Genomic DNA, 21,585 nt, shown 5'->3' with positions numbered 1-21,585 from the left:
GCCCCAAGTGTCCGTTCGCGCTCAGAGGTTCTTTTAGGGGGCCTGCAGGAAACAGTCGCGCGGGGCATTGCTGACGCCCGGCGCCTCGCGGAACCTGCCCGGCTGCGCCACCCAGCCCACGCCGTTGGCGATCACCTGCTGGATCTGCGGCTGGTGGTACACGGGGTACTCCTGGTCGCCCGGGCTGAAGTAGAAGATCCGGCCCTTCCCGCGCGTGAACGTCACACCCGAGCGGAACACCTCGCCGCCTTCGAAGGAGCTGATGAAGATGAGGTCGTCGGGCTCGGGAATGTCGAAGAGCTCGCCGTACATCTCCTGCTTTGGGATCACGATGGGGCTTTCCAAGCCGGCGGCGATCGGATGCGAGGGCTTCACGGTCCACACGAGTTCCCGCTCGCCCTCGTTGCGCCACTTCAGCGAGCACGTGGTGCCAAGGAGTTTGGTGAAGATTTTGGCGAAGTGCCCGGAGTGCAGGACGACCAGTCCCATGCCGCCCAGGACGTGCCGCTGCACGCGTTCCACCACCTCGTCACTGACGTCATCGTGGGCCACGTGCCCCCACCACAGGAGCACGTCCGTGGCGGCGAGCGTCTCCTCGGAGAGCCCATGGTCCGGGTCGGCCAGCGTGGCGGTGGTGATGCCAGAATCGGGGTAGAAGCCCCTGAGTCCGTCCGCGATGGCGCCGTGCATGCCTTTGGGGTACATCTCCGCCATGGTTTCCGGCTGGTTGTTCGCCTCATGGACGCCTTCGTTCCAGACCAGGATGTTAAGTTTGTCGGTCATGTCAGAGCCTCACTTCGCGCTGTTCGAGGGCGGATTTGTAGCAGGCGTCGAGCACCAGGGCCCGGGTCAGGGCAAGTGAGCCGTCGTGGGTTCCCCACACGGTCTCGCCGCCGCGTACGGCGTCCACGAAGTCCTCCACCACCGCCTGGTGTGCCCGGCCCGGCTCCGCCACCACCACGTAGTCGGCGTTCTCGCCGTCCTTCTCCTTGAAGATCCGGACATCCGCGACGGGAACGTTGGAGGCCCCGACGGCCCGGAGTTCCGCTCCGCCGTCGGTGCCGTAGACGGTGAAGTCCATCAGGTCCTCCTCCTCCCGGTACGTCGCCCAGCCGGCTTCGAGGATCAGGGTGCCGCCGCCCTCAAGGCGGATGAAGGCCGAGGCGAAGTCCTCCACCTCGAACTTGTGGGAGGACTTCATGGCCGTGTAGCGGGCGTTGCCGCCCAGGCCGCGGGGGCCCAGTTCCGAATGGGTCGACGCCGAGACGGAAAGGACCCGGGGTTCGCCCAGCAGGTGCAGGGCATAGTCCAGGACGTGGACGCCGATGTCGGCCAGCGGGCCGCCGCCTGCCAGGGCCGGATTGGTGAACCAGCTGCCCAGCATCGGAATCCCCTGCCGGCGGAGCCAGGACGCCTTGGCGTAGTACGGCCGGCCCAGTTCGCCGTCGTCGATGATGCCTTTCAGCTTTTGGATGTCGCCGCGGCGGCGGTGGTTGAAGGCCACGTCCAGGACGCGGCCGGCCTTCCGCGCCGCCTCCACCATCTGCAGGCCTTCCTCGCCGTTGCGCGCCAGGGGCTTTTCGCTCAGGACGTGCAGCCCGCGTTCCAGGGCGGCGATGGCAATGGGGGCGTGCAGGAAGGTCGGCACTGCCACGCTGACGGCGTCGAGCCCGTCGAGTTCGATCAGGTCCTCCCAGCGGGCAAACGTGTGGGGGACGCTGTACTCGTCCTTGATGCTCTTCAGCAGGTCAGCTTCCATCGCGGCGACCGCAACGAGTTCCACGCCGTCGATCTTCTTGTAGGCCTCGATGTGCTGCTGGCCGGCCCAGCCGATCCCGACGACGCCAACCCTCAGGGGTGTGTGCTTGTGCGTGCTCAATGTTTTAAGACTCCGTTTCGCTTGGATGTGAAGGTTGGTCTTCCTGCGTGAGCCAGCCCGTGCGCCGGGCTTCGTTCGCCGGCTAGCCCGTGGCCTGCAGCGTGGCTTCGATGACCGTCGGGGACAGGACGTGCTGGGTGACCATCTGGCTCGCGCCCAGCACGGCCGCCTGGCCGCCCGCCATGGACAGGCCGATGCGCAGGTGCGTGGTGGCAAGCGGAAGCGACCTGCGGTAAACCACTTCGCGCACGCCCGCCATGAGGTGTTCGCCGGCCTGTCCAAGGCTTCCCCCGACGACAATGACGGAGGGATTGAGGAGGTTCACCACCGTGGCGAGCACGTCGCCCACATCCCGGCCGGCCTGGCGCAGGGCCTGAATGGCCTGCAGGTTGCCCCCGGCCACCAGGCGAAGGACGTCGGCCCCGCTCTCTGCCTGGACACCCAGCGCCGCCAGTGCCCGCGCCACGGCAGGGCCGGACGCGAGCGCCTCAAGGCACCCGTAGTTGCCGCACCGGCACAGGACGTCGTCGCCTCTGGGCACGCGGACGTGGCCCAGGTCGCCGGCGGTGCCGTTGGCTCCGCGCTGCAGTTCGCCGTTGCTGATGATGCCGGCCCCAATGCCTGTGGCCACCTTGATAAACAGGAAGTTGTCGTGCTCCGGCCAGTGGGCTGTGCGTTCACCCAGGGCCATGATGTTGACGTCGTTGTCCACCAGCACCGGGACAGGGAACGAGCGCTGGACGTGGCTGACCACGTCGAACCCGTCCCAGCCCGGCATGATGGGCGGCTTCACCGGCATGCCGCTGGCGTGCTCCACGGGCCCCGGCAGGCCGATCCCGACGCCGGCAAGGTCTTCCGTGGTGCGTCCCGTCTCCGCCAGCAGCGACGTCGCCTCGGCCACGAGCCGGCCCAGCACTGCCTCCGGCCCCTCGGCAACATCCTGGGCCAGCCGCCGCTCACTGAGGATATTTCCGCCCAGGTCAGTGACCGCGATGATCACGTGCGTGGCACCGACGTCGACAGCCAGCACAGCGCGGGCAGCCGGCTTGAAGGCAAAGCGCGACGGCGGCCTGCCGCCGCTCGATGTCGCCTCGCCAGCGGGGCCGACCAGTCCGGAAGCAATCAGGGCATCAATACGGGAGGCGACGGTGGACCGCGCGAGTCCTGTTGTCAGCGCCAGCTCGGCGCGGGTCCGGGCCCTTCCGTCGCGGAGCAGCTGAAAGAGGTCGCCAGCGCGGGACAGACTGCCCATAGGGTCGGCGGAAACCGACTCCGCAGTTTGGCCATTACCCGTTCGTGGACTCATGGATTCAGTGATAGCACGAATGCTTCTGCGTGTCACAGGACTCAAAGAATGTCGATAACTTTTTGACTTTTGCTTGACGCTCGTCAAAAGTGGTCCTAGGTTGAGCTGTGAGCCGCACCACCGAGCAGCACCGGTCGCGGCGGATAGAGCTTTTTCCGGCGATTACAAAGAGGTAATGACTTGTCGAGCCAGCACCAATCAGGGGCGCCCCTTGGCGTCGGCATCCTGGGCGCGGGGCCTGTCACGCAGGCTATCCACCTTCCGTCCCTGGCCAGACTCACTGACATCCTGGAGGTGCGCCACATCATGGACGTGGATCCGGCAGTGGCCGAATCCGTCGCCCGCAGGGTGGGGGCACGCTTCAGCACCAGCTTGGAGGAACTGCTGGCCGATCCCGGGGTCGACATCGTCGCCATCTGCAGCCCGCACCAGTTCCATGCCGCCCAGGTCATCGCCAGCTGCCGGGCGGGAAAGAAGGCGGTGCTGTGCGAGAAGCCGTTCGCGATGACCGGGGAGGAAGCGGCCGGCATCTCCGCGGTCTCGACCGAAACCGGCGTGCCCATCATTGTCGGCGCGATGCACACCTTCGATCCGGGCTGGCTCGCGGCCGAAGCGGCCTGGGGGGACCTGCCGGAGCAGGTCCACACCATCCGTTCCTCCATCGTCCTGCCGCCCAATCCGCGCTTTGAGGACTTCGCCACCGAGATCGTGGGCCGGGTTCCCGTGCCGCCCCAGGACCTCAGCGACCCCGAGGTCATTAAGGCCCGCCTCCAGGGCGGCGTGATGGGCCTGGCCATCCATGATCTTCCCCTGGTTCGGCGCTTCACGCCCGATTTTGCCTCCGTGGAGGTTCTGCACGCCGAAATCGCGCAGCCGTTCGGCTATGTCATCTCGCTGCGGGCCGGGGCGGTCAGCATCGAGCTGCGCGCGGCCATGAATGGTACTTGGGAACCGTCGTGGGTGTTCGAAGCCATCGGCGATGACGCCGCCCTGAGGATCGACTTCACGCCGTCGTATGTCCACGCTGGCTCTGCGGCAGCGCAAATCCGGAAGGACGGGCAGACCCTGTTCCTTGGCCCCTATGGCCACAACGGCTACGAAGGCGAATGGCGCAAGCTCGCCGAACTGGCCCGGGGAACAGGACAACCGCCGTCGGCCGAAACACTTATCCACGACCTGGAGTTCGCCCTGTCCATCGCCGACGCCGCCGTCGGCCTTGTTGACACCGGCAATGGCAGGGTCGCCGCAGGCGAGGAGGTTAACGCATGAGCACGCAGCTGTCCCTGTACGCGGACCCGGAGGCGCAAACGGCAGGGGCCGTGGCCGCCGTCGCCGCTTCCCTTCCCCTGTCCTTCGCACCGGCCCCGGCCCAGGGCCCAGCTCCCGATGTCATCGCCGTCGCCGGCCACTCAGGCTGGACCCGACGTGCCGCCGAGGCGATCCGCAGCGGCGCCGGGGGCGTCGTCGTGTCTTCGCCGGTCCCCGAGGATGCAGGTCAGCTGACCGCCCAAGCGTCTGAATCCGGGGCGACAGTGGTTCTCGACCAGCGCTGGGCCGGAAACGCAGTACTCGCCGGGTCCAGCGCAAACGCGCGGGGCGTCATTGCCGATTCCCTTCGCGACGCCGTGCTGGTGGACTCGGTTGCCGTGGCAGCACCCGGAACAGATCCCCTGCAGCTGCTGACGGAACAACTCTCCGCCGTCCTGCACGCCGGCATCGAACTGCGCAACGTGAGGATGGTCCAGCGCAGCGCCAACGGCTACACAGTGGCCGCCACCCTGCCCGGAGGAGCCCCCACTGCGCTGCAGGGCATCCTCACGTCGTCGTTGCCGGCAACGGCAAGCATCTCCGTTCTCACTTCCGCAGGACGTGCCGACATCGTGCTCCCCGACCCCGCTGCGGCGTGGCCGGCCGAGGTCCGCGTCGTCACCGCGGAGGGAGCGACGACGCTTCCCACACTTTACGAATCGGCTCACCGGACCAGCTGGTCAAGGGCCCACTCGCACATCACATCCGGTACCCCCGCCAACGATCTGGGGCAGTTCGCCGCGGCCATGTCCCTCCTCACCCAGCTCACCGACTAGACAGTTTTCCCAGCAATTCCAGCGTCACCTCACAATCCACTCATCGTCGAGAAGGGACCGGGCACTCAGCAGCCGGGTCCTGAAAGGAAACACCGTGTCTGCTAAATCCTCCATCGCATCCTCCGCCTTTTCCCGCAGGGGATTCCTCGGCTTCGCTGCCGCTGCGGCTTCCGCTCCCCTCCTGGCAGCATGCGGCGGCGGCTCGGCAAGCCAAGGCGGAGGCGGCGGAGCCAGCGGAACCGTCAAGTTCTGGGATATGCCTTGGGCCACCCCCGCCTACAATGACGCCGCCAAGGGCATTGCCGAGGGTTTCTCCGGTGCTGGCGGCAGCAAGGCCACCTACCAGACCATCCAGTGGAACAACTTTTACCAGACCTTCTCCTCGGCCATCGCGTCCAAGACGGGCCCGGCTGTGTCCACAGGCGGCGGCTTCCAGGCCTTCCAGTTCGAGCAGCAGGGCCAGATCGCCTACGCCGACAAGGCGATCGAGAAGCTCAAGGCCAGCGGCCAGTTCAACGACTTCCTGCCGGGCGTGCTGGATCCGTTCAAGTCGGACAAGGGCTATGTGGCGGTCCCGTGGCAGCTGGACATGCGCGTTTTCTGGTACCGGAAGTCCCTGTTTGAGAAGGCGAACGTCGCCCTGCCGACGGACTGGCCGTCCCTCCTTGAAGCAGGCAAGGCACTGAAGAAGGTCGGTGCCTTCGGCTTCACCACCGGTGCAGGCGCCGGCAACAACTATGCCAACCATTCCATGATCATGATGATGGTCAACAACGGCGGCGGCGTATTCAACAAGGACGGCGAGCTGGACCTTCTCAACGACCGCAACGTCGAGGCCATGGAGTTCGTCCTGGAACTCGTTTCCAACGGCATCGTCGATCCTGCCGCCGTCAGCTACACCACCGACAACATGTCGGCGCAGTGGAAAGATGGCAAAGCAGGCTTCGGCCTTTTCCAAGTGAACGTCCCGGAGCGCGTGGGCGACACATCCGGCGACCTTCTGGTGGCGGACCCCCTGACCGGACCGCACGGGGACAAGGCGACCATCGTCTTCCCGAACAACATCATGATGTACACCAACACTCCCTCGCAGGACGCTTCCGAGGAGTTCCTGGTGTATTACCTGGGCCAGCTCAAGCAGCTGTGGCAGAAGAAGCTGATGTCTGCACTGCCTGTCTTCAAATCCATCACCCAGCTCCCCGAGTTCGCCAGTGACCCGAACAACGTCAAAATCGTCAAGGATTGGCAGCCCATCGCCAAGACCTTTGCCTCCCAGGGCAACAGTCTGAACGCCAACCTCGCCGCGCTTGATGGCGGACAAGCACTGAACCAGTTCAGCCAGACCATCATCACCGGAAAATCGGATGCCAAAACTGCGCTGCAGGCGTTCCAGTCCGGCCTCGAATCCGTGCTGAAGAAGTAACCCGGACTCCCCATGGCTCTGACCGAAACCCAGTCCGGCCTGTCCCGCGCCCGCCGGGGCGTTGCCCCAGGCGGGCCCGGGACCGCCCCCGTCAAACGCAGGAGCAAGCTCTCCGCCCAGACCAGCAGGACATTCTTCTGGCTCCTGCTCCCCTCCGTGGTCCTGCTTGTTTTGATCCACGGCTACCCGCTGATCCATGCGGCTGTTCAGGCCACGCACGACGGGAACCTGCTGCAGACCGGCAACTTCGTGGGCGGGGAGAACTTTTCAACCGTTCTGACCTCGCCCGCGTTCTGGAAGGCCGCCCAATTCACGCTCTGGTTCACCATCGTGGGCGTGTTCGGGTCCTGGCTCGTGGGCCTGGGCCTGGCCCTGCTGCTGCGCACCAAGATCCCCGCCGGCGGCACCTTCAAAGTCCTGCTCCTCCTGCCCTGGGTGGTGCCGATCGTGGTGTCCTCCACCGCCTGGAACTGGCTGGTGGCCACCCCGGACAGCCTGATCCCGTCCCTGTTCCGCAACCTCGGGCTGGGTACCCCGCTGTTCCTCGCCGACCCCACCCTCGCCTCTATCACCGTCATGGTGTTCAAGGTCTGGGTCAGCTTCCCGTTCATGATGATGATGATCTCGGCCGCGCTGGCCTCCGTAGACAGCACCGTCTACGAAGCGGCCAGCATGGACGGCGCCACCCGCTGGCAGCAGTTCAGCCAGATCACCCTGCCGCTGATCGCCCGTTCCACCTACATCAGCTGGATCCTGATGACGATCTTCTGCGTCAACGACTTCCCCACCATCTACCTGCTGACCGGCGGCGGACCGGTCAGTGCCACCACATCCCTGGTGGTCCTGGCCTACCGGACGGTCTTCCAGGACTTCGCCACCGGTCCCGGCGTGGCCATCGCCTTCCTCATGACCATGACCCTCGTGGTCATCTCGGTCATCCTCTACCGCCAGATCCGAAAGTCGAGCGTCGAATAATGAGCGCAGTACTCCACGCCCATCCCGAATCCGGCCCCGCGCTCGGCGTCGATGCCGGCAAGCCCCGCAAGGTGCTCTCCGAGGCGGGCCAGCGCGGCCGCTGGTGGCGCTTCACGGCCATCCTGGCTATCACCGCGATCGTGCTGGTGCCCATCGTGGTCACCGTGCTCCTAGCGTTCACCCCCGGACCCAACAGCACCGCCACTGGCCTGACTTTCGAGAACATCAGCAACGTCTTCTCCAAGACGCTTGCCGCCACCTGGCTCAAGAACAGTCTGATTACTACTCTGGCCACCGTCATCATTTCAGTGGCCGTGGCAGCACCGGCCGGCTACGTCCTCTCCCGCGGACGCAGCAAGGCAGTGTCCGGGTACTCACTGCTGTTGTTCGTCATGCAGTCACTGCCCATCATCACCTCCGTGGTGCCGCTGTTCATCCTGTTCGCCGGCATGGGACTGGTGGACAACCTCATGGGCCTGACCATCATCTATGTCGGCTCAACCATGACCGTGGCCACCTGGATGATGGCCGCGTACTTCGACTCCATCCCGATCAGCCTCGAGGAAGCCTCGTGGATCGACGGCTGCTCAGTATTCGGCTCCTTCACAAAGGTTGTGCTGCGCAACAGCCTGCCCGGCATCCTCTCCACAGCGATCTTCTCGTTCCTGCTGGCCTGGAACGACTACCTGGTAGCCATCGTGTTCCTCCGGTCCAACGAAATCTTCACCCTGCCCATGGGCGTCCAGTCCTTCTTCCAGCAGAACGCTACGGACTGGACATCCGTCATGGCCCTCGCCGTGATCATGATGCTGCCGCCCGTCATCGTCTTCGCCACCCTGAACAGATACTTCAGCGTCGGCGGCATCGGCGGATCCCTCGCCGGCCGCTAGCCACGCCCGATTACCGAACCATCCCTGAATACATACAGAACCCGCAAAGGAACGACATGTCTTACTCACTCCAGCTGTACACCCTGCGCAACGCGATCCAGGAGGACCTTCCCGGCACCATCAAGAAGGTGGCAGAGATCGGCTTCACGCAGGTGGAGCCGTACAACTTCGTGGCCACGGCCAAGGAGCTTGGCGCCGCGCTGAAGGAGAACGGCCTCACCGCCCCGTCCGGCCACGCGCCGCTGCTCAGCCAGGACCAGGACGAGATCTTCGCCGCCGCCAAGGAACTCGGCATCACCACCGTCATCGACCCCTACCTGCCGGCCGAGCACTGGCAGAAGGCCGAGGACATCCAGGCCACCGCTGCCAAGCTCAACGCCGCCGCCAAGAAGGGCGCCGAATACGGCATCCGCGTGGGCTACCACAACCACGCCTGGGAGCTGGAGTCCAGCATCGAGGGCCAGACCGCCCTGGAGTACTTCGAAGGGCTGCTGGACCCCGAACTGGTCCTGGAGGTGGATACCTACTGGGTTGCCGTGGGCGGCCAGGACCCGGTGGAGATCCTGGCCAAACTGGGAGACCGGGTGAAGTTCATTCACATCAAGGACGGCCCGCTTAACACGGACACCAAGGCCCAGCAGCCGGCGGGCCAGGGCAAGATCGCCGTGTGGGACGTCATCGGCGCGGCAAAGTCGCTAGAAGTCGGCGTCGTCGAATTCGACGACTACTCCGGAGACATCTTCGACGGCATCACCCAATCGCTTGCCTTCCTGAACTCCGCAAAGGCCGCTGAAGGAGTACAGGCATGAGCACCTCATCCCCCCGCCGCGGGCCGGTCGGCGTCGCCGTCATCGGTGCCGGCAACATCAGCAAACAGTATCTGGACAACCTGACGGTCTTCCCGGACCTCAAGGTCCACGTCATTGCCGACCTCTTCGAGGAGGCGGCCGAGGCGCGGGCCAAGGAATACGGCATCCCGGAGTGGGGCGGCGTGGACGCCGCACTGAACCATCCCGACGTCGAAATCATCATCAACCTGACCATCCCGGCCGCCCACGTGGAGGTCGCGACGGCGGCGGTGAACGCCGGCAAGCACGTCTGGACCGAGAAGCCGTTCTCGCTGGACCGTGAATCAGGGCTGGGGCTGCTGAAGACGGCCGACGCCGCAGGCATCCGCCTCGGTACCGCACCGGACACGTTCCTCGGCGCCGGACTCCAGACCGCGCGCAGGCTCATCGAACGGGGGGACATCGGCACGCCGCTCACCGCCATGACCACGTTCCAGACCCCCGGACCGGAATCCTGGCATCCGAATCCGGCGTTCCTCTTCCAGTACGGCGCCGGGCCCCTGTTCGACATGGGCCCGTACTACCTCACCGCACTGGTCCAGACCTTCGGGTCCGTGCGTCGGGTCGCGGCCATCGGCTCCAAAGCCAAGGAAGTCCGCGTCATCGGTTCCGGGCCCAAGCTGGGCGAGGAGTTCACTGTGGACGTCCCCACCCACGTCAGCGCCATGGCCGAGTTCGAAGGCGGCCAGTCCTCGCACAGCGTCTTTTCCTTCGAGTCGCCCCGGCAGCGGATGGGCTTCGTGGAAATCACCGGCACTGAGGCCACCATTTCCCTCCCGGACCCCAACTACTTCGACGGCGACGTGCGGCTCTGGCGCGCCGGCGATGAAGATTGGACAGTTATCCCCGCAACCGGACCGTCCAACGGCCGCGGCATGGGTGTGCTGGACATGGCCCGCTCCATCCGCGCCGGAGTGACGCACCGCGCCACAGGCAACCTCGCCTACCACGTCTTGGATACCATGGTCTCGATTTCCGAGTCCGTCGAATCGGGCAGCTTCGTCACCGTTGAAAGCTCCGCCCCCGCGTCCCCGGCCCTCCCCGAGGACTGGAACCCCACCGCTTCCACACTCTAGGAATACCAATGACTTCCCACGAATCCCCCGGTACACCGCCGGGTGCCAAGCGCCCCTTGGGTGTGGCGATGATCGGCTATGCCTTCATGGGCAAGGCCCACTCGAACGCGTGGCGGAACGTCGCGTCATACTTCGACGTCCCGGCCTTCGAACAGAAAGTGCTCATTGGGCGGGATGCCGGCCAGGTCGCCACGGCCGCGGCAAAGTATGGCTGGGCCGAGTCCGCGACGGACTGGCGCTCTGTTCTGGAACGGTACGACATCGACATCGTGGACATTTGCGCCCCGGGCTGGATGCACGCCGAGATCGCCATCGCCGCCCTCGAGGCCGGGAAGCACGTGCTCGTGGAGAAGCCACTGGCCAACACCCTTGCAGAGGCCGAGGCCATGACCTCCGCGGCTCAGGCGGCACGCGCACGTGGTGTGCAGTCCATGGTCGGGTTCAACTACCGCCGCGTGCCCGCCCTGGCACTCGCCCGGGAACTGATCGCGGAAGGCCGCCTTGGCACGGTGCGCCACGTCCGCGCGGCCTACCTGCAGGACTGGCTCGCCGACGCGGAGTCACCGATGACCTGGCGGCTGAACAAGGAAACCGCCGGGTCCGGTGCCCTCGGGGACATCGCGTCCCATGCGATCGACCAGGTCCTGTTCCTGCTCGGGGACGCCGTCACCGAGGTCTCCGGCCGGCTGCATACTTTCACTCCGGTCCGGCCGGGAAAGCACGGGCCGGAAGAAGTGACGGTCGACGACGCCGCCTGGGTCACGCTGTCCCTCGCCTCCGGGGCCGTCGCCTCCGTCGAGGTCTCCCGGGTGGCCACCGGGCAGAAGAACGCCCTGAAACTGGAGATCTACGGTGAGAAGGGCACCATCCTCTTCGACCTGGAGAACCTGAACGAACTCGGCTTCCTGGACGCCACGGCGCCGGTGCGGGAGCAGGGCTTCCGCCGGATCCTGGTCAATGAGCCCGAACACCCCTACCTGGAAGCGTGGTGGCCGCAGGGCCACATCATCGGCTGGGAGCACACCTTCACGCACGAGATCCGCGACTTCCTGGCCGCGATCGGCACCGGCGAGGCGCCGTCGCCGTCGTTCGAGGAGGGCCTCACCGTCCAGCGCGTCCTCGCCGCCGTCGAGGAGTCAGCGGCAGCCAAAAGCGCCACCATCCAACTCGTCCAGCCCACCGGCGAGGCAGCCGCCGCGCCCTTGGCCGACACTGCTACCGAAGGAGCCTGACATGCCCCGCCCGTACACCCTGTTCACCGGCCAGTGGGCCGACCTGCCCTTCGAGGAAGTCGCCAGGCTGGCCTCCGGCTGGGGCTACGACGGCTTGGAAATCGCCGTCTCCGGGGATCACCTGGACGCCTGGCGCTGGGACGAACCCGGCTACGTCGACTCCAAACTCGCCGTCCTGGAAAAGTACAACCTCAAGGTCTGGGCGATCTCCAACCACCTCAAGGGCCAGGCCGTTTGCGATGACCCGATCGACTTCCGCCACGAAGCCATCGTCGGCTCCAAGGTCTGGGGCGACGGCGACCCCGAAGGCGTCCGCCAACGCGCCGCCGAGGAAATGAAACACACCGCCCGGCTCGCCAAAGCCCTCGGCGTGGACACCGTCGTCGGATTCACCGGCTCCTCCATCTGGCAGTACGTCGCGATGTTCCCGCCTGTGCCGGAAAAGGTCATCGACGCCGGTTACCAGGACTTCGCCGACCGCTGGAACCCCATCCTGGACGTCTTTGACGAATGCGGCGTCCGGTTCGCCCACGAGGTCCACCCCTCCGAAATCGCCTACGACTACTGGACCACCGTCCGCACCCTCGAAGCGATCGGGCACCGTGAAGCGTTCGGCCTGAACTGGGACCCCTCCCACTTCATGTGGCAGGGCATCGACCCCGTCTCCTTCATCTGGGACTTCAAGGACCGGATCTACCACGTGGACTGCAAGGACACCAAGCTCCGCCCCACCGGCCGGAACACCGTCATGGGCTCACACCTGCCCTGGGGCGACCCCCGCCGCGGCTGGGACTTCGTCTCTGCCGGCCGCGGCGACGTCCCCTGGGAATCCTCCTTCCGAGCCCTCACCGCGATCGGCTACACCGGCCCGATCTCTGTGGAATGGGAAGACGCCGGCATGGACCGCCTCCACGGCGCCCCCGAAGCCCTCGCCACGCTGAAGAAGTTCGACTTCCCCGCCTCAAACACCTCCTTCGACGCCGCCTTCAGCAGCAAGGACTGACCGATTTCCCTTTGGAGTTTTTGTACAGATATCGCGAGCAAAAGTTCCTTTGGGGGACGATATCTGTACAAGACTCCACGGAACATCCCCCGGCAGGGAACTGAACTTCCAAACCGAGAGGAAGGCGCCATGATCCGCACGCTTCAGCCCGGCCAGCGGTGTGAGGTCTGGATTGCCTCCATCACCGGCGAGCGCGAACTTGTCTTCGCCACCGAGGACATACTCCTGGAGGCGCCCAACTGGACGCTCAACGGCGAAGCGCTGGTCCTCAACGGCGACGGGAAGCTGTGGACCTTCGACCTTGCCGGCCGGACCATCAGCCAGGTCCCGCTCACCGGAATCCCCGACCTCAACAACGACCATGTCCTCGACCCCGACGGCGAGCACATCTTCCTCTCGGCCAACGACGGCCACATCTACGGTGCAGCCCTGCGCGGTGGCCAAGCTACGCGCGTCACCAAAGACGATGGCTTCTTCCACTTCCTCCACGGCGTCAGCGCGGACGGCCAGGAACTGGCCTACGTGGGCATCGAGGCCGGCGATTTCACCCAGCCGGGCAGGCTCATGACCGTCCCGGCCAGCGGCGGCGCGTCCACGCCCATCAGCGTCGACGGCCACTGCGACGGGCCCGAGTACTCTCCGGACGGCGAATGGCTGTATTTCAATACCGAGGCCTTCACCAGCCAGCCTGGCCACGCGCAGCTGGCACGCGTGCGTTCCGCGGGCGGCAGCAACCCGGAGCAGCTGCTGGTGAGCCACACCGTCGACTGGTTCCCGCATCTGTCCCCCAACGGCCGCCTGGCCAGCTACATCCGTTTCCCCAGCGGCACCGAAGGGCACCCGGCCGACCTGCCGGTCGACGTCGTAGTTGTCTCCACGGATGACTGGGCAGCGCCGCTCCACACGTGGCCCGTCTTCGGCGGGCAGGGGACGCTCAACGTCAACAGCTGGTCGCCCGACTCCGCCCGCCTCGCCTACGTGGCCTACCCGATCGCCAACTCCACCCCCGCAAAGGACTAAGCACGTGACCAACCACCCGAATGGCACTTCCGACGGACACATCCGCTGGGGAATCCTCGGCACGGGCTTCATCGCCGGACTGCAAGCACAGGACCTGATCGAGAATGGATTCACCGTCCAGGCCGTCGGCTCCCGCAGCTTGGAATCCAGCAAGGCCTTTGGTGAGAAATACAGCATCCCCACCGCCCACAACAGCTACGAAGCACTGGTGGCCGACGCGGACGTGGACGTCGTCTACATCGCCACGCCACATCCTTTCCATCATGCGAACGCGCTGCTCGCCCTCAATGCCGGAAAGCACGTTCTGGTGGAGAAGGCGTTCACCATCAACGCCCGCGAAGCCCAGGAGATAGTTGACCTGGCCGAGTCCAAGGGCCTCGTAGCGCTGGAGGCCATGTGGAGCCGCTTCCTCCCCCACATGATCCGCCTCCGCGAAATCATTCAGGAGGGCTCGCTCGGGGAAATCCGGAAGGTCACGGCCAGCCACAACCAGGACCTGCCCAAGGACCCTGCCCACCGTCTGAACAATCCTGCCTTGGGCGGCGGTGCGCTGCTGGACCTCGGCGTCTACCCCGTTTCCTTTGTCTTCGATGTCCTCGGCGCACCGCTCAGCATCCGGGCTAGCGCCGCGATGACGGCGACAGGCGTGGACCGGCAGACGGCAGCAATCTTCGAGTACCCTGACGGACAGCAGGCGCTCGTGGACTGTGCCCTGGACATTGCTTCAAATAACCGCGCCGCCATCATCGGGACAAAAGGGTGGATCGACATCGAGTCCACTTGGTACAACCCCACGCCATTCACCCGGTTCGACAACCAGGGACACGTCCTGGAGCGGTTCGATCAGCCCGTCACCAGCAGGGGAATGCAATACCAGGCGGCCGAGATGGAACGCCTCATCAGGGAAGGCGCCACCGCGGGCACGATTCTGCCGCCGAGCGAGAGCGTAGCTGTCATGGCCGCGATGGACGAGATCCGCCGCCAGATCGGCCTCAGCTACGACGCCGACGCCACACCGGAAGGAACCTCCAAGGACTGAAACGGTCCAGTCCCGGATCGCCGAACTGCAGGTGCACGAGGAAGAACTCCTCTTCCCGGCATTCGACCACCACGATGTATCCGGGCTGTCCTCCGACGACGACCATCAGCTGGTGGTCGACAGCATCAGGGAGTACCTCCGGACGGCTGCCGGCTAAGCACGCCCTCCTTGGAGTTTTTGTACAGATATCGTGCTCTGATGGGCCTTTTGAGGGCATTATCTGTACAAAAACTCCACCCCCACGCATGCGTCGCCTACCCGTTGGGCCGACCCAACTCTTCCGGGACCTGTCCGCCGAGAATCTGTTCATAGAGCGCCAGATGGTCGGCCAGCATGCGGGCAGAGCTGAAGCGCTGCTCCGCCGAGGCGCGGCAGGCTTCCCGGCTGAGGCCCGCGGCTTCGGCGGCGAACCCAGCGAGCTGGCCGACGCTGCCCAGGTAACCCGTGATGCCGTGGTCCACGATTTCCGGAGCAGCACCGGCAGGGGTCCCCACGACGGGCGTTCCGGTGGCCAGTGCCTCAATCATCACGAGGCCGAACGGTTCGGGCCACTGGATCGGGTTCAGGAATGCTAGCGCACCACCGACAAGTTCGTATTTCTCGGCGTCGGACAGCGGCCCTGTGAACTCCACATCAGGCCCCAGCGCCGGCTTGACGACGTCGTCGAAATAGCCCTGCTCCTCGGGTCCCTGGATCCGGGCGCTGATGCGCAGGGGGATTCCCGCGGCGCCTGCAATCTGGATCGCTTCGAGGATGCCCTTGTCCGGCGACAGCCGTCCGAGGAAGCACAGGTAACCGCCGTTGCCCTGGCCCACGGGAACTGACGCCACATCCATGCCGTGGTGGATCACCTTCGTCACCGGGACCTCCGGCGAACGGCTCACCTGGTCACGGGAGATCGCAATGATGCCGGTGGTCTTTCCAATGGCGGTGTACAGGTCCACGGCCTGCGGAGCCAGGCGGATGTGGATGGTGGTGACCACCGGGACTCCGGCCGGACGGTGGGCATACAGCGGTCCGCTCATGGTGTGGTCGTGGATGATGTCCATGCCTGCCATGCCGTCGTAGGCCCTGACGATGTGGCTCAGCTCCGACAATGCGAGTCCCATGTCCATCGGTTCCGAGGGGCGCATTCGCGGGGCCAGCGGAACCGGGCAGGTGCTGTCGGAAGGCGCGGCAAGCAGGACCTCATGCCCGGCTTCGGCGAATCCGCGCGCAAGGCTGTCCACCACCCGCTCTGTGCCGCCGTACCCGGGCGGCGGAACCGGGATCCACGGTGCCGATATCAATCCAATACGCACTTGAGCCTCCCACGAAGTTACGGCCTGACCGCCGGGAGTTAGTCCAAACAATATGGCCGGGCCTGCCACCAGACAAGGCTGCGTGAGGGCGGCTCAGCAGCCGCCCGCAGGGCAAGTGACCAAAGCAACTGTCCGCGCAGGAATTCCCGGGAAAGCCCGGAAGTTGTCGCAGGCATGAAGATTGAGATCTGGTCAGACGTCGCCTGCCCCTGGTGCTACATCGGCAAGCGCCGGTTCGAGGCCGCCCTTGCCGAGTTTCCGCACCGCGACCAGGTGGAGGTGCAATGGCGCAGCTACCAGCTGGACCCGACCGTGCCCGAGCACTACGACGGCACGGAACTGGACTATCTCAGCAAGCGCAAGGGCATGGCCCCCGACCAGGTCACGCAGATGTTCGACCACGTAGCAGCCCAGGCGAAAGGCGAGGGCCTCAACTACCGGTTCGACGCCGTCGTGGTTGCCAACAGCTTCACCGCCCACCGGCTGATCCATTTGGCTGCCGCGCACGGCAAGCAGGATGCGGCCAAGGAGCGGCTGCTCAGCGACCACTTCGAGCACGGCAAGGACATCGGCGGCCCTGACTATCTCGCGTCGGTTGGCGCGGATCTGGGCCTCGACGCTGGCGACGTTGCCGAGCTGCTCAGCACCGACAAGTATGCCGACGACGTCCGCCGCGACTTCGCCGAAGCCCGCGCCCTGGGCATCAGCGGCGTTCCGTTCTTCGTGATCGACCGCAAGTACGGGCTGTCCGGAGCCCAGCCCGCGGCGAGCTTCACCATGGCCCTCGAACAGGCCTGGCAAGAATCGCACCCGCTGGTGATGGTCGGCGACAAAGCCGGCGCAGAAGCGACAAACGCAGAGGCATGCGGCCCGGACGGCTGCCCCGTCTAGCTCTTCGAGTTTTTGTACAGATATCGTCCCCTGAAGGGCATTCAGCGCCCATTATCTGTACAAAAACTCGGAACGGTTTGGTGACAGATGGCGGTAAAGTGTCCCTATGCCTCGGATTTCGGCCCCCAGCAACGCTGCGCAGCGCGCCGAGACCCAGCGCCGCATCCTGAATGCCTTCGGTGAGCTTCTCTTCTCGCACGGGCTGCCCGGGCTCACTATGACCGACGTCGCCCGGCACGCAGGGATTGGCCGCACGGCTGTCTACAACTACTACGCCGACATCGAAGAGCTCCTGATTGCCTACGCACTCGTGGAGACGGAACGGTTCTTGACCGGGCTGCGGGAGTCGCTGGCCCGGCTGGACAATCCGGTGGACCGGCTGGCCCTCTACGTGCGGGCCCAGGTGGAGGATCTCAGCCGCCGGCATCTGCCGCCGGGCCCGGCCATGGGCGCCGTCCTCTCGCCCGCGTCGTTCGCCAAGCTGGCCGACCACGTGGGCGGGCTCAGCGACATGCTGCAGGACATTCTTCGCGACGGCATGGACCAGGGTTACTTCCCGGTTGCCGATCCGCTGCAGCAGGCGCAGCTGATCCACGGCACGCTCTCATCCAGCGCGGCCCGCGGCGGCGACGCCTCCAGGGACCTGGAGGAAAGGATCTCGCGGACCGTCCGCTTCATCCAGTTGGGCGCCGGGGCAAGGTTCGACGACGGCGGCCGCCCCGTCCGCCCGCAGCCGCCGGCCGCTGCGGCCGGCTAAGGATCAGCCGGCCAAAAGCTCAGGCTGCCAAGCTCAGGGCTTGGCGCTCTGGGTGGGCATGACTGGCCACTGAGAATCGTCGGCGACGCGACGGCTTTCCCGCGGGCAGCTGAGCTTGCCCGGCGTCTGGTCAACAAGCTGCGGCTTGACCAGGCCGCGGTAGTCGCCAGTCAGAATCACATCCACGCTGGAGTCCTTGCGCCCGTCCTGGAAGTAGTCCGAGCCAGGCAGATTCCGCTGGACGGTGAAGGCCGCCGCCTGTCCGGCAGCACCAGAGACGATGGCCGCCACGCCGCGGTAGCCGGTTTCCGTGTTGGCCACCTTGCCGAGAACAAACTTCCTGCCCTTGAACTCATTGGCTGCCGCCTTGGCCAGGCCATTGCGGCTCGTGGCGTTGAGGACGTTCACCGTCACCTTGGCGGGCGGCGTGTAATCGAAGGTTGTTGCCGGGCAGACGGAGGAGTTCTCCTGGGCCTGGATAGCGGACGGGAACTTGATCTGCCCGCTCATCACACCCATTGCCCCCATGATCCCAGCAACAATGAGGCCAAGCAGCAGCACGAGCACCCCACCGTGCAGGATCCGGCGGCGAAGGCGGCCGGGGTTCTCCACGTTCCCGTCGTCCTCGACGAACGTGGCCCTGAGCTCCGGGCCGCTAATCACGCGGTGACCGTGGAGGACGGTCACGTCTTTGGGTTTTCTAGCCATCGATCACGAGCACCCTTGCATGTATAGCGGTGCGCTGGTGGAGTGCAGTCCTTACCGCCCGGTGCAGGCCGTCCTCCAGATAGAGGGTGCCCTGGTACTGCACCACGTGGGGAAACAGGTCCCCAAAGAAAGTGGAGTCCTCGGCAAGGAGCGCTTCAAGATCCAGGGTCCGCTTGGTGGTCACAAGTTCATCCAGCCGCACGGGACGGGGCGGAAGGGCCGCCCAGTCTTTGGGGGTACTGAAACCATGGTCGGGGTAAGGGCGTCCCTCGCCCACAGCTTTAAATATCACATTGCAAGCGTAAGCAACTGGCCGGTTCAAGGGAATGTGGAATCAGCGCGCCGCGGGAGGTTGTAGCCAAACAGTAACTATGTGTCACATGCTGGCCGCCACCGGCGGTCCGGGCGGATTGGCCGGTGTCGGCTGACAGAATGGAGCCATGACTGCACCTACTGCGAATGCCGCCCCGGGGTTCGGCGCACACACGCCGTCGACACCCGCCCTGGCACTACTCCTGGACGTTGACGGCCCGGTTGCCAGCCCGGTGACCCGGGATGTGAAACCGGAAATCATTGCCGATTTGGTGGCCCTCGCGAACGCCGGAGTGCCGGTCATCTTCAACACCGGGCGCTCGGATGCATTCATCCGTAAGCAGGTCATGGAGCCCATGATCGCCGCCGGAATGCCGGGGGAAACGCTGATCCACGCCATCTGCGAGAAAGGTGCGGTGTGGTTCAGTTACACCGCGGCCGGCCCCGGACCCATCCACGTGGACCACGAGCTTGCCGTGCCGGCAGCCTACGGCGACGACGTCCGGCGCATGGTGGCCGAGGACTACTCGGCCCACATGTTCTTCGACGAAACCAAGCGCGCCATGGTGTCGGTGGAGCAGCACATTGAGGTGCCCAACAGTGAGTACCTCGCCGAGCAGAAGCTGTTTGATGCCGAGGCGATGGAGCTGATGGAGCGCCACGGCCTGGGCGTCGTGCGGCTGGACCACCATGCACCCAACTCCGACGACGAGATCGACTACCGCGTGGACCCCACCATCATTTCCACGGACATCGAATCGGTGCGGCTGGGCAAGGACCTCGGAGCGAGCCGGGCTGTGGAGCTGCTGGCGGCCCAGGGCATCACGCCGCAGGCGTGGCGGACGGTCGGCGATTCCCGCACGGACTACGCCATGGCCGACTGGCTGCACCACAACGACCACGCCGTGAAGCACGTCGACGTCAGACCTGCGGACGGCGTCCCGGCCAAGCCCTACGACGTCCTCACCGCCGCCGACCTGGGCCTGCAGGAAACGGTCATTCACGACGACGCCGGGGCGGCGTTTCTGTCCAGCTGGCGGCAGGCTCTCCTTGACTAAGCCCGCTGCCGCGGCCCAGGTGGCCAGACCATAGCCCAGATGGCCAGACCATACAGGCGGGGCCACCGCCCGGCCGCCTGCCCGGCATGTTTTCCCGGCAGGACTATCATGCAAGTAAGACTTCACCCCTAGCAGCATGGGAGAAACACCATTACCGACGTGACGGTTCAGGACGACATTTACTACGGCGGTCAGGCGTCCGAGGACGTACCCGCACTCGCGGAAGCAACGTCGCCGGCGGCTGTGGCGCGCCTCAAACACCGCCCCGACGTCGTCCGACGATCAGGCCGGTATGCGCTGATCAACGACACCCGGACGCCCTACCAGGCCATGGTGGAGGACCTGCTCTTCCTGCGGAACGTGCTGGACGCGACCGGGCTGGATTACCTGCTGGTCCGGGGCAACAACGACCGTCCCGTGATCGCCCTTGACTGGAAGGACCGCAAGAAGCTGCGGTCCGCCCTCGTGGACGCGTGCCGGAACGAGCCGTTCTACTCCATGACCGTGGACGCGAAGAAGAAAACGTCCGTCCTGGTGGCCGACGGCGAGCTCTCCGTCAACCGGCAGGCGCGCATCTTCCGGCTGTACCGCCCGCGGGTTGAACCCGAGGGCGGCTTCGAATTCGGTGCGTCCGCCGGCGTCCAGGTGGAGCTGTGGAGCTTCCTGGGCAACGAAGTGATCCTGCCGATCGAGAACTCCCTGACCCGCCGCACCATGATGGCCCACGACGCCGTCCGCGGAACGGTGGAGCGCTACGGCCACACCTGGCCCACCATCGAGAACATGTTCGCTGACCACGCGAGCGACATCAGCTTCGACATCGACATGGTCTTCTCCTGGGTGGACGGCAGCTCCCCGGAGTACATCGCCGCCCGCCGCGCCCGCATGGCGGGAGCTGTCCTGGGCGAGGGTGACGACCACGAGGCGCGCTACCGGCAGATCAACGAGCTCAAATATGCGCTCCGGTCGGTCTACATGTTCGCCCCCTGGGTCCGCCGCATCTTCATCGCCACCGACTCCCCCGCGCCGGAATGGCTGGCCGACCACCCGTCAGTGACCATCGTCCGGAGCGAGGAGTTCTTCGCCGACCCGTCGGTGCTGCCCACCCACAACTCCCAGGCCGTGGAGTGCCAGCTGCACCACATCGAAGGCCTCTCCGAGCACTTCCTCTACTCCAACGACGACATGTTCTTCGGGCGGCCGGTGGGCCCGGACATGTTCTTCACGCCCGGTGGGATCACCAAGTTCATCGAGGCGGAGACCCGCATCGGCCTCGGCGAAAACGACGCCGAACGCAGCGGCTTCGAGAACGCGGCCCGGGTCAACCGAAAGCTGCTCTGGAACCGCTTTGGTCGGATCACCACGCGCCACCTGGAACACTCGGCCGCGCCGCTGCGCCGGAGCCTCGTAGCCCAGATGGAGCAGGAGTTCCCCGCGGAGTTCGCGAAGACCGCTGCCAGCACGTTCCGGGCCGCAGACAACATCTCCGTCACGAATTCCTTCTACCACTACTACGCACTGCTGACCGGGCGGGCCGTGACCCAGACGGCGGCCAAGGTGAGGTACGTGGACACCACGCTCCGGTCGGGACTGAACTACCTGCCCAAGCTGCTGACCAAGCGCAACATGGACTTCTTCTGCCTCAATGACGGCAGCTTTCCGGAGGTCCCAGCCGATGAGCGGGCGGGGCTTGTCACGGATTTCCTGGAGAAGTACTACCCCATCAAGGCGCCCTGGGAAAAGTAGGCTCCTAAATCGCAGAGGAACCCCACCGGATCACCGG

The 21,585-nt window shown here is 65.6% G+C and carries 22 protein-coding genes; 16 read left to right on the top strand and 6 right to left on the bottom strand.

Going from position 1 to position 21,585, the window contains the following annotated elements; genetic code table 11:
* Positions 1 to 33: 33 nt before the first annotated feature.
* The 3 genes from QFZ33_RS04605 to QFZ33_RS04595 form a co-directional block, all read right to left on the bottom strand.
* A complete protein-coding gene (locus QFZ33_RS04605) occupies positions 34 to 783 on the bottom strand; it encodes a ThuA domain-containing protein (protein ID WP_307025268.1) in 750 nt (249 codons plus the stop codon).
* Between the two features lies 1 nt (position 784).
* A complete protein-coding gene (locus QFZ33_RS04600) occupies positions 785 to 1,879 on the bottom strand; it encodes a Gfo/Idh/MocA family protein (protein WP_307025266.1) in 1,095 nt (364 codons plus the stop codon).
* 82 nt (positions 1,880 to 1,961) lie between these two features.
* Positions 1,962 to 3,185: an ROK family transcriptional regulator gene (locus QFZ33_RS04595; RefSeq protein WP_307025263.1), complete on the bottom strand. Its 1,224-nt coding sequence runs from the start codon at positions 3,183 to 3,185 to the stop codon at positions 1,962 to 1,964.
* A gap of 180 nt (positions 3,186 to 3,365) precedes the next feature.
* Between QFZ33_RS04595 and QFZ33_RS04590 the strand changes: the two genes are divergently transcribed.
* The 12 genes from QFZ33_RS04590 to QFZ33_RS04535 all read left to right on the top strand — a co-directional run bounded on the left by QFZ33_RS04590 (position 3,366) and on the right by QFZ33_RS04535 (position 14,932).
* The gene (locus tag QFZ33_RS04590) at positions 3,366 to 4,454 is read left to right on the top strand and encodes a Gfo/Idh/MocA family protein (RefSeq protein ID WP_307025261.1); all 1,089 of its coding nucleotides are present in this window, start codon (positions 3,366 to 3,368) and stop codon (positions 4,452 to 4,454) included.
* Positions 4,451 to 5,269, top strand: coding sequence for a hypothetical protein (locus tag QFZ33_RS04585; RefSeq protein WP_307025259.1), 819 nt, complete (start codon positions 4,451 to 4,453; stop codon positions 5,267 to 5,269). The genes QFZ33_RS04590 and QFZ33_RS04585 overlap by 4 nt, the downstream gene beginning before the upstream one ends.
* A 94-nt stretch (positions 5,270 to 5,363) precedes the next feature.
* Positions 5,364 to 6,692, top strand: a complete 1,329-nt coding sequence (locus QFZ33_RS04580; RefSeq protein WP_307025257.1) for an ABC transporter substrate-binding protein — start codon at positions 5,364 to 5,366, stop codon at positions 6,690 to 6,692.
* A gap of 12 nt (positions 6,693 to 6,704) precedes the next feature.
* Complete coding sequence (locus QFZ33_RS04575) at positions 6,705 to 7,667, top strand: carbohydrate ABC transporter permease (RefSeq protein WP_307025255.1); 963 nt, start codon at positions 6,705 to 6,707, stop codon at positions 7,665 to 7,667.
* Positions 7,667 to 8,557: a carbohydrate ABC transporter permease gene (locus QFZ33_RS04570; RefSeq protein ID WP_307025253.1), complete on the top strand. Its 891-nt coding sequence runs from the start codon at positions 7,667 to 7,669 to the stop codon at positions 8,555 to 8,557. Before QFZ33_RS04575 ends, QFZ33_RS04570 begins: the two co-directional genes overlap by 1 nt.
* Positions 8,558 to 8,613: 56 nt before the next feature.
* Positions 8,614 to 9,366 (top strand): sugar phosphate isomerase/epimerase family protein, encoded by a 753-nt coding sequence (locus QFZ33_RS04565; RefSeq protein WP_307025251.1) that lies wholly within the window; start codon positions 8,614 to 8,616, stop codon positions 9,364 to 9,366.
* On the top strand, positions 9,363 to 10,481 hold the full coding sequence (locus QFZ33_RS04560) for a Gfo/Idh/MocA family protein (RefSeq protein ID WP_307025249.1): 1,119 nt from the start codon (positions 9,363 to 9,365) through the stop codon (positions 10,479 to 10,481). Before QFZ33_RS04565 ends, QFZ33_RS04560 begins: the two co-directional genes overlap by 4 nt.
* Positions 10,482 to 10,489: 8 nt before the next feature.
* A complete protein-coding gene (locus QFZ33_RS04555) occupies positions 10,490 to 11,713 on the top strand; it encodes a Gfo/Idh/MocA family protein (protein ID WP_307025247.1) in 1,224 nt (407 codons plus the stop codon).
* Position 11,714: 1 nt separating this feature from the next.
* Positions 11,715 to 12,716: a sugar phosphate isomerase/epimerase family protein gene (locus tag QFZ33_RS04550; RefSeq protein WP_307025245.1), complete on the top strand. Its 1,002-nt coding sequence runs from the start codon at positions 11,715 to 11,717 to the stop codon at positions 12,714 to 12,716.
* Between the two features lie 129 nt (positions 12,717 to 12,845).
* Positions 12,846 to 13,736: a TolB family protein gene (locus QFZ33_RS04545; protein ID WP_307025243.1), complete on the top strand. Its 891-nt coding sequence runs from the start codon at positions 12,846 to 12,848 to the stop codon at positions 13,734 to 13,736.
* A gap of 4 nt (positions 13,737 to 13,740) precedes the next feature.
* The gene (locus tag QFZ33_RS04540; RefSeq protein WP_307025241.1) at positions 13,741 to 14,775 is read left to right on the top strand and encodes a Gfo/Idh/MocA family protein; all 1,035 of its coding nucleotides are present in this window, start codon (positions 13,741 to 13,743) and stop codon (positions 14,773 to 14,775) included.
* Between the two features lie 31 nt (positions 14,776 to 14,806).
* Positions 14,807 to 14,932 (top strand): hypothetical protein, encoded by a 126-nt coding sequence (locus QFZ33_RS04535; RefSeq protein WP_307025239.1) that lies wholly within the window; start codon positions 14,807 to 14,809, stop codon positions 14,930 to 14,932.
* A gap of 97 nt (positions 14,933 to 15,029) precedes the next feature.
* On the opposite strand, the gene QFZ33_RS04530 is transcribed toward QFZ33_RS04535, so the two are convergent.
* The gene (locus tag QFZ33_RS04530) at positions 15,030 to 16,076 is read right to left on the bottom strand and encodes a glycosyltransferase family 4 protein (protein WP_307025237.1); all 1,047 of its coding nucleotides are present in this window, start codon (positions 16,074 to 16,076) and stop codon (positions 15,030 to 15,032) included.
* A gap of 174 nt (positions 16,077 to 16,250) precedes the next feature.
* Here QFZ33_RS04530 and QFZ33_RS04525 point away from each other — a divergent pair, with 174 nt between their 5' ends.
* Together QFZ33_RS04525 and QFZ33_RS04520 are read left to right on the top strand one after the other, a co-directional pair.
* Positions 16,251 to 16,967 (top strand): DsbA family oxidoreductase, encoded by a 717-nt coding sequence (locus tag QFZ33_RS04525; protein ID WP_307025235.1) that lies wholly within the window; start codon positions 16,251 to 16,253, stop codon positions 16,965 to 16,967.
* A 106-nt stretch (positions 16,968 to 17,073) separates the two neighbouring features.
* Positions 17,074 to 17,724, top strand: coding sequence for a TetR/AcrR family transcriptional regulator (locus QFZ33_RS04520; protein WP_307025233.1), 651 nt, complete (start codon positions 17,074 to 17,076; stop codon positions 17,722 to 17,724).
* A gap of 33 nt (positions 17,725 to 17,757) precedes the next feature.
* Here the strand turns inward: QFZ33_RS04520 and QFZ33_RS04515 are convergent, their stop codons facing one another.
* Both QFZ33_RS04515 and QFZ33_RS04510 read right to left on the bottom strand, forming a co-directional pair.
* A complete protein-coding gene (locus QFZ33_RS04515; protein ID WP_307025231.1) occupies positions 17,758 to 18,432 on the bottom strand; it encodes a LytR C-terminal domain-containing protein in 675 nt (224 codons plus the stop codon).
* Positions 18,425 to 18,724 carry a type II toxin-antitoxin system VapB family antitoxin gene (locus QFZ33_RS04510; protein WP_043417724.1) on the bottom strand — a complete coding sequence of 100 codons (300 nt, stop codon included), beginning with the start codon at positions 18,722 to 18,724 and terminating at the stop codon, positions 18,425 to 18,427. The genes QFZ33_RS04515 and QFZ33_RS04510 overlap by 8 nt, the downstream gene beginning before the upstream one ends.
* A 148-nt stretch (positions 18,725 to 18,872) precedes the next feature.
* Between QFZ33_RS04510 and QFZ33_RS04505 the strand changes: the two genes are divergently transcribed.
* Positions 18,873 to 19,802 (top strand): hypothetical protein, encoded by a 930-nt coding sequence (locus QFZ33_RS04505; RefSeq protein ID WP_307025228.1) that lies wholly within the window; start codon positions 18,873 to 18,875, stop codon positions 19,800 to 19,802.
* A 159-nt stretch (positions 19,803 to 19,961) separates the two neighbouring features.
* The gene (locus QFZ33_RS04500; protein ID WP_307025225.1) at positions 19,962 to 21,548 is read left to right on the top strand and encodes a stealth conserved region 3 domain-containing protein; all 1,587 of its coding nucleotides are present in this window, start codon (positions 19,962 to 19,964) and stop codon (positions 21,546 to 21,548) included.
* Positions 21,549 to 21,585 lie beyond the last annotated feature (37 nt).

The organism is Arthrobacter globiformis (assembly GCF_030815865.1).
Classification (GTDB): domain Bacteria; phylum Actinomycetota; class Actinomycetes; order Actinomycetales; family Micrococcaceae; genus Arthrobacter; species Arthrobacter globiformis_B.
This window is presented reverse-complemented; position numbering and strand designations above follow the sequence as displayed.

What these genes read in the sequence shown, in the direction of transcription:
- QFZ33_RS04605 (WP_307025268.1), bottom strand. Translation starts at nt 783, where the DNA reads ATGACCGACAAACTTAACATCCTGGTCTGGAACGAAGGCGTCCATGAG.
- QFZ33_RS04595 (WP_307025263.1), bottom strand. Translation starts at nt 3,185, where the DNA reads ATGAGTCCACGAACGGGTAATGGCCAAACTGCGGAGTCGGTTTCCGCC.
- QFZ33_RS04585 (WP_307025259.1), top strand. Translation starts at nt 4,451, where the DNA reads ATGAGCACGCAGCTGTCCCTGTACGCGGACCCGGAGGCGCAAACGGCA.
- QFZ33_RS04575 (WP_307025255.1), top strand. Translation starts at nt 6,705, where the DNA reads ATGGCTCTGACCGAAACCCAGTCCGGCCTGTCCCGCGCCCGCCGGGGC.
- QFZ33_RS04570 (WP_307025253.1), top strand. Translation starts at nt 7,667, where the DNA reads ATGAGCGCAGTACTCCACGCCCATCCCGAATCCGGCCCCGCGCTCGGC.
- QFZ33_RS04565 (WP_307025251.1), top strand. Translation starts at nt 8,614, where the DNA reads ATGTCTTACTCACTCCAGCTGTACACCCTGCGCAACGCGATCCAGGAG.
- QFZ33_RS04560 (WP_307025249.1), top strand. Translation starts at nt 9,363, where the DNA reads ATGAGCACCTCATCCCCCCGCCGCGGGCCGGTCGGCGTCGCCGTCATC.
- QFZ33_RS04555 (WP_307025247.1), top strand. Translation starts at nt 10,490, where the DNA reads ATGACTTCCCACGAATCCCCCGGTACACCGCCGGGTGCCAAGCGCCCC.
- QFZ33_RS04550 (WP_307025245.1), top strand. Translation starts at nt 11,715, where the DNA reads ATGCCCCGCCCGTACACCCTGTTCACCGGCCAGTGGGCCGACCTGCCC.
- QFZ33_RS04545 (WP_307025243.1), top strand. Translation starts at nt 12,846, where the DNA reads ATGATCCGCACGCTTCAGCCCGGCCAGCGGTGTGAGGTCTGGATTGCC.
- QFZ33_RS04525 (WP_307025235.1), top strand. Translation starts at nt 16,251, where the DNA reads ATGAAGATTGAGATCTGGTCAGACGTCGCCTGCCCCTGGTGCTACATC.
- QFZ33_RS04520 (WP_307025233.1), top strand. Translation starts at nt 17,074, where the DNA reads ATGCCTCGGATTTCGGCCCCCAGCAACGCTGCGCAGCGCGCCGAGACC.
- QFZ33_RS04515 (WP_307025231.1), bottom strand. Translation starts at nt 18,432, where the DNA reads ATGGCTAGAAAACCCAAAGACGTGACCGTCCTCCACGGTCACCGCGTG.
- QFZ33_RS04505 (WP_307025228.1), top strand. Translation starts at nt 18,873, where the DNA reads ATGACTGCACCTACTGCGAATGCCGCCCCGGGGTTCGGCGCACACACG.